We start from the raw sequence: 11868 nt of genomic DNA on the forward strand, positions 1-11868 counted from the left end.
CAGTCCCGGCCGGAACTCACCCCGGCGGACGGGCGCTCAATACCGCGGACGCACCAACGTGGACGGGGGCAGCCCGCCGATCCGGGTCCGCTCGGCCGCCCGGCGGTCCGCCGCCAGCCGCCCCGGCGTCAGGGTGAGCGGCCGGACGCCGTCCAGCCGCAGCGGTGGCGCGGTCCGGCCCGGCGCCGCCAGCAGGAAACCCCAGTCGTGCGGGGCGCGGGCGGTGCCGGTGGAGCGGTCGGGGCCGGCCGGGAAGCCGGAGTCGGGGTCGAGGACCCGGTAGGGGGTGCCGGCGAGACCGGCCGCGCGCAGGGTGGCGGCGACGGTCCAGAAGACGCGGGGGCGGCTGGTGACGGGCCCGGCGTGCACCGCCAGCCGGCCGTGCGGGGCCAGCGCCCGCCGGACCAGGCCGTAGAACTCCTCCGAGTACAGCTTGGTGCTGGCGGTGATGCCGGGATCGGGCAGGTCGGCGATCACCACGTCGTACGGCACAACGGGCGCCCGGCGCAGCCGGCCGAGGGCGTCCGCGCGGGTGACGTGGACGCGCGGGTCGGCGTAGGCGTGGCCGTTGGCCGCCGACAGGCCAGGGTCCTCGCGGGCCAGGCGGAGCAGGCCGGCGTCGAGTTCGACGACGTCGACGCGGCGCACCCGGCGGTCGCGCAGCACCTCGCGCACGGCCAGTCCGTCGCCGCCGCCGAGGACGAGGACGCGCGCGCCGGCGGGGGCGGCGGCGAGCGCGGGGTGGACCAGGGCCTCGTGGTAGGCGCGTTCGTCGCGCCCGCCGACCCGGAGCCGGCCGTCGAGGTAGAGGTCGAGCGGCCTGCCGTGGGTGCCGCCGGTCAGGACGACCTCCTGTACGCCGGTCCGCACGGCCACCCGGACGTCCGTGCCGTAGACCGCGTGCCGGGCCGCCCGTTCGAAGTCGCCGGCGAGGGCCGCTGCGGAGCCGAGCACCCCGAGGACGACGACCCCGGCGAGGAGCAGTGTCCAGCGGGCCCGGCGGGTGAGGTCGCGCCGGAACAGGCCCAGCACCAGGGCGCCGCCCGCGACCACGTTGACGGTGCCGGTGAGCAGGGCGCCGGTGAGCTGGCCCAGGAACGGCAGCAGCAGGAAGGGGAAGGCGAGGCCCCCGACGAGGGCGCCCACGTAGTCGGCCGCGAACAGGTCGGCCACGGCGCCGCCCGCGTCCTGGCGGCGGATGCGCTGGATCAACTCCATGAGCAGGGGGACCTCGGCGCCGATGAGCAGGCCGATGGCGAGCGAGAAGGCGACCAGGAGGCAGCGCGGGCCCTCGGCCCACACCCCGCCCCAGCCGCCGGTCCAGGCGAACACGGCGTACAGGGCCATGGCGCTGCAGCCGCCGACCAGCGCGAGGACCGACTCGACCGCGCCGAAGCCCGCGGCGGCGTGCCAGCGCAGCCGTTTGGCACCGAGCGAGCCGATGCCCATCGCGAACACCATCACAGAGAGCACGACGGAGGCCTGGGTGACCGAGTCGCCCATCAAGTACGAGGCGAAGGCGACCAGTTCGAGTTCGTACACCAGGCCGCAGGCCGCGCAGACGAAGACGCACACGAGGACCAGGAACCGCCCGGTGCCGGGCCGGACGGGCAGCCGCGCGGGGCCGGTCCAGGAGGGCGGGGCGCCCGGGGGCGCGGGGGCGTGCGGTTCGATCACTCCCCGACGTTACGTCACATGCCGGGCACGCTTCGTCACCCACACGTGTGGTCCTGGGGGCAGTTGACGCGTTCCGGGTTTATGTGGCCCACGTGCCCTGACACCCCGTCACGCCGGGGGGCGGCCTGCCTGGCCGACCGGCCCGCGCGGGCCCACCCGGGTCCGGGTGGCGACCAGTTGGCCGTCCTGCGGGTAGGCGTGCCAGGTGCGCCAGTGCACCTGGCCGTCCTGCCGCTGGGCCAGCATCGCCGTGAAGGCGTGCGGGCTGCCGGGGAAGACGCCGGCGAGACCGTGCGGGTGCTCGGAGACCAGGGCCAGCAACTCCTGGGCGCGGCCCGCGAAGGAGCCGGGCGTGAGGACTTCGACCCGGGCCGCGAACTCGTACTCCCAGTCGCCGATCCGCTTGGCGACGCCGAGCGGGAGCGGGGTGCTGGAGCCGGGGATGCAGGCGACCGTCTCCGAGCAGTCGCCGCGCTCCTCCTCCAGGAGTACCTGGTGGGACGCGCCGAGAAGTCTCAACTGGAGTCTCGCGCCTCTGAGTTCGAGATCCAGCGTGGCCAGGGCGGGCAACGGCTCGCGCCCCAGGGCCCAGGCGAGGTCGGCGGCGCGCGTATCGGTGTAGGAGGTGTTCAGGGTCGTGAGCATGGATCGGCTCCGCTAACACGCGATGAGGGGGAGATCGGCCATGTCAGCCCAGCCGGCCTCGGCCGGGGAGGGAGTCTGCGGGACGTCCGAGGGGCTGCGTTGGCGATTTAGAGGGAATCATGAACAGAGGCACCCCCACAGCGTTTTTACCCAACTTCGTGGGCTTTCCATCCCTTGGGGGGCTGCACAGTTCAACTGTTCAACGAAGGCGTGCGCCCGGCGCGGAACACGCGCCGGGCGAACACCCACCGGAATGCCTCCCTCCGGCGGGCGGCCGGTCCATCCTCCCTCGTCAGTTGCCGCCCCCGCAGCCGCCCCCACCGCCGCACGAGGAACCTCCGCCGCAGGACGAACCACCGCCGCACGACGAGCCGCCCCCGCACGAGTGCCCACCGCAGGAGTGCCCGCCGTGCTGACCCCCGTGACCTCCGTGTCCCCCGGAAGACCCGGAGCCGGCAGCGCCGCCACCCGCCGCCCACCAGCTGTTCCCGCTGTCGTACGCCGACGAGGACGACGAGGACGCCGAGGACGCCGATGAGCGGTTCATCCGCCCCCGGCCGCCCTTGCCGAGCGACACCTTCGCGTTCCGGGCGCGGCGCCCGCGCTTCGCCGAGGCCGCGACGAACATGATCGCGACCACCGCCAGGATGATGCCGAATGCCATGGCGTCACCCTCCTTCCCTCCCCCTGAGCGGCCCCCGTGGACCGCGGTGACCGGGGGATGCCCGGCCCCGCCCGCGGCCAAAGCAGAGTTGAGCAACTTCTGAGGATGGCGTCGGGGAAACCGCCTCTGACCTGCGAAGACGGACGGCGATTCCTACCGGCCGGGCGGCTCGGTGACGACGATCCGCCAGGCCACCGAGTCGGCCGCCGCGAACCGCCACGCGAGATCGCGCGGCCGGGCGCGCGGGATCCGGGCGCTGAACACACCGTCCCCGCCCTTGTCCCCGCATCCGGAGCGGACGAGGGTCTTCCCGCCGGCGGTGACGCCGAACCCGGAGGGCCCGGCACACGTCCACCGCACCGTGACCGAAGAGGCCTTCGCCGCCGACGCGGGCAGCGTGACACCACCGGCGCCGTGGCCCGAGCCCGTGTACAGCGTCCTCGTCCCGAGCGGAAGCGGCGACCGTCCCGGATCGGGCAGGCGAGCCGGGCTCACGGCGCCCTTCGTCGGCACCGGCGCGCCGGGCGTCTCCCGCGGCCGGGCGCCGCCGGAACAGGCCGACACGAGCACCAGGGCCGACAGACAGGTGACCAACAGGCGCGGCTTCATCAGATCGTCCTCGACTCAAAAGTGGGCGTCACGGGGCCGGCGGCCCTCACGCTGCTAGACGGGGTACTCGCGGCAGCCGTTGCGGAACACGGAAACCCGCTCGACGGCGGGGAACGCCGGTTGAGCGGGCCCCGGGCCAGGGCGGAGGATGACCGGCATGACCTCCACCGAGCGCCCGCTGCTGAATCGCCGTCTCGCCGAGTTCGGGACCACGATCTTCGCCGAGATGTCCGCCCTCGCCGTGGCCACCGGCGCGATCAACCTGGGCCAGGGCTTCCCCGACACCGACGGCCCCGAGGAGATCCGGGAGGCCGCCGTACGAGCGCTGCGCGCCGGGCACGGCAACCAGTACCCGCCGGGCCCGGGCATCCCGCGGCTGCGCACCGCGATCGCCGAGCACCAGCTGCGCCGGTACGGGCTGTCCTTCGACCCGGACACCGAGGTGCTGGTCACGGCCGGTGCCACGGAGGCGATCGCCGCCGCGCTGCTGGCACTGGTCGAGCCGGGCGACGAGGTGGTGGCGCTGGAGCCGTACTACGACTCCTACGCGGCGAGCATCGCGCTGGCCGGCGGTCGCCGGGTCCCGGTGACGCTGCGCCCGCACGACGGCGCCTTCCGGCTCGACCTGGACGAACTGCGCGCGGCCGTCACCGACCGCACCCGGCTGCTGCTCCTCAACACCCCGCACAACCCCACCGGCACCGTCCTCACCCGCGCCGAACTGACCGCGATCGCCGAACTCGCGGTGGAGCGGGACCTGCTGGTGGTCACCGACGAGGTCTACGAACACCTGGTCTTCGACGACGCCGAGCACCTGCCGCTGGCCGCCTTCCCCGGGATGCGCGAGCGCACGGTCACCATCGGCTCGGCCGGCAAGACGTTCTCCTTCACCGGCTGGAAGGTCGGCTGGGTGACGGCCGCGCCCGCGCTGGTCGACGCCGTACGGGCGGTGAAGCAGTTCCTCACGTACGTCTCCTCGGGCCCCTTCCAGTACGCGGTCGCCGAGGCGCTCGCGCTGCCCGACTCCTACTTCGAGGAGTTCCGCCGGTCGATGCTCGCCCGCCGCGACATCCTCGCCGAGGGGCTGACGGCGGCCGGCTTCGAGGTGTTCCGGCCGGCCGGCACCTACTTCGTCACCACCGACATCCGCCCGCTCGGCGAGAAGGACGGCTTCGCCTTCTGCCGCGCCCTGCCCGAACGCGCCGGCGTGGTCGCCATCCCCAACGCGGTCTTCTACGACGACCGCCAGGCCGGCGCCCCGTTCGTGCGGTTCGCGTTCTGCAAGCGCGAGGAGGTCCTGCGAGAAGCCGCCGGGCGGCTGCGCCGGATGTGACCACCCGGGTGGCCCGGCGTTGTACTCGACACAGGTGAACCGGTGACACGCTCGGCCGTTCGCTGCTCGCGTCGGTGGCCGGGGGCTTGCAAGGTGCGGAGGTGTGACTCACGCCAGCACCCTTCTCGCCCCGCCCGTCGTCACACCCGAGCCGGCGCCCGCGGAGCGCGCCCGGTCGTCCCTCGGCCGGGCCAGTCTCCTCGCGGTGGGCCTGTTCCTGGGCATCCGGCTCACCGGTACGGCCGTGCTCGCCCTCGTCGGACAGGCCGCCGGCCGGCATCCGCTCGCGCTGCTCGGCAGATCCTGGGACTCGGTCTGGTATCTGAGCATCGCCTCGCACGGCTACGGCCGGCTGATGCGCCTGCACGCCACGCTCGTCAGCGACCTGGCGTTCTTCCCGCTGTACCCCGCGCTGGTCCGCGCGGTCACCGCGCTCACCCCGCTCGACGGGATCGGCGCCGGGCTGCTGGTGTCGTGGACGGCCGCCGCCGTGGCCGCCGCCGGCGTCCACGCGGTCGGCACCCGGCTGCACGGCAGGTCGGCCGGTCTGGCGCTGGTGCTGCTGTGGGGGCTGCTGCCGCACTCGGTGGTGCTGTCGATGGCGTACACCGAGCCGCTGCTGACCGCGTTCGCGGCCTGGTCGCTGTACGCGGTGCTGGCCGGCAACTGGGTGTGGGCCGGTGCCCTGGCGGCGCTCGCGGGGCTGTCCCGGCCGAACGGGTTCGCGGTCGCCGCCGCCGTACTGGCCGCGGCCGGCGCCGAGCTGTGGCGGCGCCGCGGCCGGGTCTCCCCCAGGCTGTGGACGGGCGCGGCGCTGGCCCCGCTGGGCTGGACGGCGTACGTCCTCTGGGTCGGCCGCCGCACCGGCAGCCTGACCGGCGGCTACTTCGCGGTGCAGCGGCGCTGGGGCTCGCGGTTCGACTTCGGGGAGGGCTCGCTGGAGTCGGTGCGCCGGGCGCTGCTGCTCGGGCACCGGTTCGCGTTCCCGGTCGCGCTGCTCATCGTGCTCGCCGGGGTGCTGCTGTTCGCGCTGCTGCTGGTGGAGCGGGCCCCGCTGCCGCTGCTCGTGTACAGCGGGGCGCTGCTGCTGATCACGCTCGGCGGGTCCGGCTTCTTCGAGTCCAAGCCGCGGTTCCTGCTGCCGGCGTTCCCGCTACTGCTGCCGCTCGCGCTGGCCCTGGTGCGGACGGCACGAGCCCGGCCCTGGCACGCGACCGTGGTGGTCGCGGCCCTGGCCGGGCTCGGCTACGCCTACGGCGCGTACCTGGTGGTGTTCGGACGCGCGCCCCTGTGACCCGGGGAGCGGGGAGGCTACTCCCCGTCCTCCTCGGGCTTGTCCGCCTGGTCGACGTCCTGCTCCAGGCCGAGCTGCTCCGCGAGCCACTTGTCGAACTCGATCGCGGCCCGCACCCAGCTGACGGTGGAGGAGACGAAGTGGTTGATGTCGACACCCGTGCCGATCAGCATCTGGGCCTCGCCGATGAGGCGGACCGTGCCGTCGTCGTGGGTGTGGGTGTAGACCTTCGGCCACAGGGTGCGCCGGTTCCAGTCGTCGATCGACTCCAGGAGCTGGGGCTTCTCCTCGATCGCGTGCGGGCGGTCGTAGAAGGTCCGCACCGAGAAGACGGCCTGCTCCTCCTCGCCGCGGAACATGAAGTAGGTGCGGAACTGCTCCCACGGCGCGGCGAGGTCTCCCTCCTCGTCGACGACGTACTTCAGCTCCATCTGGTCGAGGAGCTGCTTCACAAGGTCCTGATCCGGGAGGACGGGGCCGGCCGGTCCCTGGGGCTGCGGCTCGGGCTGGCCCCCGAAGTTCGGAATCGAGGACGGGTCGATGCTCACCGTAGTTTTCCCTTCATGGTGGATCTCGCCATCCTCCCCCATGCGGGGAGGGGGGTGGCAAGCCCCGCAGCGGCCTGTCAGCCACGGGCTGACATGATCCGTCCGGTCGGCCGCGCGCCCGCCCGGGGACCGGTACGAGGTCCCCGGGCGGCGCGGCTCCCACCGGCCGGGCGTCACCGTGTCTTCGCCGTGTCCGCCTTCCCGGTCGCCGGGCCCACCAGCAGGCCCTCGCCGGCGCGGTCGACGCGGACCGTGTCGCCGTCCTTGACCTCGCCGGAGAGGATCTCCTTGGCGAGCCGGTCGCCGATCGCGCTCTGCACCAGGCGGCGCAGCGGGCGGGCGCCGTAGGCCGGGTCGAGGCCCTCCTCGGCGAGCCAGGCCAGCGCCTCGGGCGTGACGTCGAGGGTGAGCCGGCGCTCGGCCAGCCGCCTGCCGAGCCGGTCGAGCTGGAGTGCGGCGATCCGCTCCAGCTCGGGCTTGGTCAGCGCGGAGAAGACCACCAGGTCGTCGAGCCGGTTGAGGAACTCGGGCTTGAAGGAGGCCCGGACGACCTCCAGCACCTGCTCCCGCTTCTCCGCCTCGCTGGTGAGCGGGTCCACCAGGAACTGGCTGCCCAGGTTGGAGGTGAGCACCAGGATGGTGTTGCGGAAGTCGACGGTACGGCCCTGGCCGTCGGTCAGCCGGCCGTCGTCCAGCACCTGGAGCAGCACGTCGAAGACCTCCGGGTGGGCCTTCTCCACCTCGTCCAGCAGCACCACGCTGTACGGCCGCCGCCGTACCGCCTCGGTGAGCTGGCCGCCCTCCTCGTAGCCGACGTACCCGGGGGGCGCGCCGACCAGCCGGGCCACGCTGTGCTTCTCGCCGTACTCCGACATGTCGATGCGGACCATGGCCCGCTCGTCGTCGAAGAGGAAGTCGGCGAGCGCCTTGGCGAGTTCGGTCTTGCCGACGCCGGTCGGGCCGAGGAAGAGGAAGGACCCGGTGGGCCGGTCGGGGTCGGCGATCCCGGCCCGGGAGCGGCGCACGGCGTCGCTGACGGCCCGCACCGCCTCGCCCTGGCCGATGAGCCGCCGGCCCAGCTCGTCCTCCATGCGCAGCAGCTTCTGCGTCTCGCCCTCCAGCAGACGGCCGGCCGGGATGCCGGTCCAGGCGGCGACGACGTCCGCGATGTCGTCGGAGCCGACCTCCTCCTTGACCATGGTGTCCCGGGCGGCCTCCTCCTCGGCCTCGGAGGCGGCCTCCAGCTCCTTCTCCAGCTCGGGGATCTCGCCGTAGAGCAGCTTGGCGGCGGTGTCGAAGTCGCCGTCGCGCTGGGCGCGTTCGGCCTGTCCGCGCAGGTCGTCCAGCCGCTCCTTCAGCTCGCCGACCCGGTTCAGGGACTGCTTCTCCTTCTCCCAGCGGGCGGTCAGGCCGCGCAGCTCCTCCTCCTTGTCGGCGAGGTCGCGGCGCAGCCGCTCCAGGCGCTCGCGGGAGGCCGGGTCGGTCTCCTTGGCGATCGCCAGCTCCTCCATCTTCAGCCGGTCCACGGAGCGCTGGAGTTCGTCGATCTCGACGGGCGAGGAGTCGATCTCCATGCGCAGCCGCGAGGCCGCCTCGTCCACCAGGTCGATGGCCTTGTCGGGCAGGAAGCGGGAGGTGATGTAGCGGTCGGAGAGGGTGGCGGCGGCGACCAGCGCGCTGTCCGCGATCTGCACCTTGTGGTGCGCCTCGTAGCGGCCCTTGAGACCGCGCAGGATCGCGATGGTGTCCTCGACGCTCGGCTCGGAGACCAGCACCTGCTGGAAGCGGCGCTCCAGGGCGGGGTCCTTCTCGATCCGCTCCCGGTACTCGTCCAGCGTGGTGGCGCCGACCATGCGCAGCTCGCCGCGGGCCAGCATCGGCTTGAGCATGTTGCCGGCGTCCATGGCGGAGTCCCCGCCGGCGCCGGCGCCGACGACGGTGTGCAGCTCGTCGATGAAGGTGATGATCTGCCCGTCGGAGTCCTTGATCTCGGCGAGCACGGACTTCAGCCGCTCCTCGAACTCGCCGCGGTACTTGGCGCCGGCCACCATGGCGCCCAGGTCCAGCGCGACCAGCCGCTTGTCCTTGAGGGACTCGGGCACGTCGCCCTTGACGATCCGCTGGGCGAGCCCCTCCACGACGGCGGTCTTGCCGACGCCGGGCTCGCCGATGAGCACGGGGTTGTTCTTGGTACGGCGGCTCAGCACCTGCACCACGCGCCGGATCTCCTGGTCCCGCCCGATGACCGGGTCGAGCCGGCCCTCGCGGGCGGCGGCGGTGAAGTCGGTGCCGAACTTCTCCAGGGCCTTGTACTGGCCCTCCGGGTCGGCTGTGGTCACGCGGCGCCCTCCCCTGGCCTTCCTGAAGGCCTCCAGCAGCTTCTTGGCGTCGGCGCCCTGCCGCTTGAGCAGGTCGCCGGTGGCACCGCCCTTGGCGGCGATGCCGATGAGCAGGTGCTCGGTGGACAGGTACTCGTCCCCCAGCTCCTTGGCCCGCTCCCCTGCGTCGGCGATCACGGCCAGCAGCTCGCGGTTGGGCGCGGGGGGCGCCACGGTGGACCCGGTCACGCTGGGCAGCGCGGCGAGGACCTTCTCGGTGCCCGCCCGTACGGCCGCCTGGTCGGCGTCGACGGCGGCGAGCAGGTCGGTGATGTTCTCGTTCTCCTGCCCCTGGAGCAGAGCCAGCAGCAGGTGGGCGGGGGTGAGGTCCGGGTGCCCCTCGGTCAGCGCCCGGTTGCCCGCGGCGTTGATCGCGTCCCGGCTCCTGTTGGTCAGCTCGGCGTCCACGTGTCCGTTCTCCTCCTCGACGATCCACTGCTTCGACCAACGTACACAAAGTTGAGTCTATTCCACTCAAGGCTGGAGGTGCAGGGCCGGACGGCCTAAGTTCGACGCCATGACGGCACACTCCGTGAACCCGGGTTCCCCGGATGCGGCATACCTGGACTTCTGGCGCGAGCGGCACCTGTGCACGCTGACGACCATCCGCCCCGACGGCAGCCCGCACGTGGTGCCGGTCGGGGTGACGTACGACCCCGAGGCCCGCCTGGCGCGGGTCATCGCCGACGGGGGCAGCCGGAAGGTGGCCCACGTCCGCGCGGCCGGCGCCGGGGGCGCGCGGGTCGCCGTGTGCCAGGTGGACGGGCGCCGCTGGGCGACCCTGGAGGGGCGGGCGCGGGTGTCCGCGGAGCCGGACCGGGTGACGGAGGCGGAGCGGCGCTACGCCGAGCGCTACGGACACCCGCCGCGGCCGAATCCCACCCGCGTGGTCATCGAGATCGCCCTGGAACGGGCGCTCGGGCGGGGCTGACCTGCGTCGGTTTTCAGCCAGCGTGAAAGCGTGCCCATTCCCCGAAATGTCGCCACAAACTGCAGCGGCGTCACCGTGTTCAGGTCACGGTGACGCCGCTGCGGGGGGAAGCGCCTGAGCGATCTGTTACGACGGGGGAATCGCGTCAGGCACTGCGGGGGGTGGCCGAGATGGTACTGAGGTCGGGGTCCGCCGGCTCGGCAAGCCGGTGATCCCGCTGGTCCAGGTTCACAAAGATCATTCCGTACCGGATGGCACAGCGCACGGGCTGCGGCGCACCACGCGGCTTGCGCAGACACCGGAAGGCCCGTACGTCGCCGTCCTCGTCCCGCGTGACGACGACCGGCTCACCGAACACCGTCACCATCAACGAGTCACCGCTGTGGGGGATGGCGGTGACCAGATCGATGAAGTGCCAGCCGGAACGGTAGGCGGTGGCCATCTCACGGCGGAAGCTGCGGTCGTCGGGTGGCGTCGTCATGTCAGGACCAAACGCTGTCGCTCGGGGCGGCCTCGGCAACGGCCTGGATCGACCCGTCACTCGCCCCCACCACTGACCACACGCTGTCGGCTCGTGTATCGCCCTTCCCGGTGGAGAGGCCGTTCAGAGTTCCGAAGGCCACAACGGCGGAGAAGGCGGCGACAAGCACCGAGCGAAGCATTCTCTTACGCATAGTCGGCTTCGTCCTCACTTGAAGGTCCCCTCTTCCCCCGTCGGATAAGACGATGGCTCATTCAGGCACGTCATGACCACACAATCAGTGCATCATGTTCCTGCATGTTCAGGACCCTGGGGGGTGGAGATTTGACGACAAATCCAGCGAAGCGGACACATCCCCACGCCATCACCGACCTCTGTGAGGAAGGAAGGCGTCTCTACGCCAATGCGCTGCGTACGGGACGGATCGCCCGCGCCGACGCGGAGACCGCTCCCTGCCTCATGGAGTTCGCCCTCCTCCACCCCGACCCCGACGACGTCGGCTGGCTGCGTCCGGTTCCCCCGACGGTGGCCCTGGCACAGCGTCTCAGCCCCCTGGAACGCGAGATCTCCGAGCGCCGCCGTGCCTCGGTGGAGCTGGCCGAAATCTTCGAACCGTTCCTGGCCCTGAGCGCGCAGGGAGTCTCTCCGACACACTCCATCACCGTGCTCGAAGGGCTCGACCGCATCAACGCGGCGCTCGATCTCGCGACCGAGCAGTGCCGCAACGAGATGCTGACGGTGCAGCCCAGCGCCCGTCACCCGGAGCGCAGGGTCATCGAGGGCCTGGAGCGCGACAGGACGCTGGTCGAACGCGGTGTACGCATCCGCACCTTGTACCAGCACACGGCCCGCTACAGTCCCGAGCGACTCGCCTACGTGGACCAGTTCGCCAACGGCAAGGCGGAGTACCGCACCATCGACGAACTGGTCGAGCGTCTCATCATCTGCGACGAGACGGTCGCGTTCATCCCCATACGCGACGACCGCCAGGTCGCGCTGGAGCTTCGCCATCCCGGCCTCGTCAGTTACCTGATCAAGGTCTTCGAGTTCATGTGGGACCGTGCCGTGCCACTGAGCGCCGGAACCCCTTACGAGACCGCCCCCGACGGCATCACCGAGATCCAGCATTCCATCGCCAAGCTCCTGGTCGAAGGCCATGTCGACGAGGCCATAGCCCGCCGGCTCGGCATGAACGTCCGTACCTGCCGCGCCCACATCGCCAAGCTCGCCCAGGCCCTCGGGAGCGGCAGCCGCGCGCAGCTGGGCTATCTCATCGCCCAGTCCGGCATGCTGGACCGGGACCACTGA

At 72.3% G+C, this 11868-nt stretch carries 11 protein-coding genes; 4 read left to right on the forward strand and 7 right to left on the reverse strand.

Annotated elements, in window-relative coordinates; all coding sequences use genetic code 11:
- Positions 1 to 36 precede the first annotated feature (36 nt).
- From NX794_RS08290 to NX794_RS08305, 4 genes are all read right to left on the reverse strand, one after another.
- The gene (locus NX794_RS08290; RefSeq protein WP_258777595.1) at positions 37 to 1677 is read right to left on the reverse strand and encodes a polyamine aminopropyltransferase; all 1641 of its coding nucleotides are present in this window, start codon (positions 1675 to 1677) and stop codon (positions 37 to 39) included.
- A gap of 108 nt (positions 1678 to 1785) precedes the next feature.
- Positions 1786 to 2322 carry a DUF2617 family protein gene (locus NX794_RS08295; protein ID WP_258777596.1) on the reverse strand — a complete coding sequence of 179 codons (537 nt, stop codon included), beginning with the start codon at positions 2320 to 2322 and terminating at the stop codon, positions 1786 to 1788.
- A 292-nt stretch (positions 2323 to 2614) separates the two neighbouring features.
- The gene (locus tag NX794_RS08300; RefSeq protein ID WP_258777597.1) at positions 2615 to 2986 is read right to left on the reverse strand and encodes a hypothetical protein; all 372 of its coding nucleotides are present in this window, start codon (positions 2984 to 2986) and stop codon (positions 2615 to 2617) included.
- Between the two features lie 153 nt (positions 2987 to 3139).
- The gene (locus NX794_RS08305; RefSeq protein ID WP_258777598.1) at positions 3140 to 3595 is read right to left on the reverse strand and encodes a hypothetical protein; all 456 of its coding nucleotides are present in this window, start codon (positions 3593 to 3595) and stop codon (positions 3140 to 3142) included.
- A gap of 148 nt (positions 3596 to 3743) precedes the next feature.
- Here NX794_RS08305 and NX794_RS08310 point away from each other — a divergent pair, with 148 nt between their 5' ends.
- Complete coding sequence (locus NX794_RS08310; protein WP_258777599.1) at positions 3744 to 4928, forward strand: pyridoxal phosphate-dependent aminotransferase; 1185 nt, start codon at positions 3744 to 3746, stop codon at positions 4926 to 4928.
- Positions 4929 to 5031: 103 nt separating this feature from the next.
- Positions 5032 to 6222, forward strand: coding sequence for a mannosyltransferase family protein (locus NX794_RS08315; protein ID WP_258777600.1), 1191 nt, complete (start codon positions 5032 to 5034; stop codon positions 6220 to 6222).
- Between the two features lie 17 nt (positions 6223 to 6239).
- Here the strand turns inward: NX794_RS08315 and NX794_RS08320 are convergent, their stop codons facing one another.
- The gene (locus tag NX794_RS08320) at positions 6240 to 6770 is read right to left on the reverse strand and encodes a type III secretion system chaperone family protein (protein ID WP_258777601.1); all 531 of its coding nucleotides are present in this window, start codon (positions 6768 to 6770) and stop codon (positions 6240 to 6242) included.
- 173 nt (positions 6771 to 6943) lie between these two features.
- Positions 6944 to 9556: an ATP-dependent chaperone ClpB gene (gene clpB / locus NX794_RS08325; protein WP_258777602.1), complete on the reverse strand. Its 2613-nt coding sequence runs from the start codon at positions 9554 to 9556 to the stop codon at positions 6944 to 6946.
- 109 nt (positions 9557 to 9665) lie between these two features.
- On the opposite strand from clpB, the gene NX794_RS08330 reads away from it, so the two are divergent.
- Positions 9666 to 10079 (forward strand): TIGR03618 family F420-dependent PPOX class oxidoreductase, encoded by a 414-nt coding sequence (locus NX794_RS08330; protein ID WP_258777603.1) that lies wholly within the window; start codon positions 9666 to 9668, stop codon positions 10077 to 10079.
- Between the two features lie 145 nt (positions 10080 to 10224).
- Here the strand turns inward: NX794_RS08330 and NX794_RS08335 are convergent, their stop codons facing one another.
- Positions 10225 to 10560 carry a Rieske (2Fe-2S) protein gene (locus tag NX794_RS08335; RefSeq protein ID WP_258777604.1) on the reverse strand — a complete coding sequence of 112 codons (336 nt, stop codon included), beginning with the start codon at positions 10558 to 10560 and terminating at the stop codon, positions 10225 to 10227.
- A 297-nt stretch (positions 10561 to 10857) separates the two neighbouring features.
- Here NX794_RS08335 and NX794_RS08340 point away from each other — a divergent pair, with 297 nt between their 5' ends.
- Positions 10858 to 11868: a helix-turn-helix transcriptional regulator gene (locus NX794_RS08340; RefSeq protein ID WP_258777605.1), complete on the forward strand. Its 1011-nt coding sequence runs from the start codon at positions 10858 to 10860 to the stop codon at positions 11866 to 11868.

This window comes from Streptomyces pyxinicus (genome assembly GCF_024753135.1).
GTDB lineage: Bacteria > Actinomycetota > Actinomycetes > Streptomycetales > Streptomycetaceae > Streptomyces > Streptomyces pyxinicus.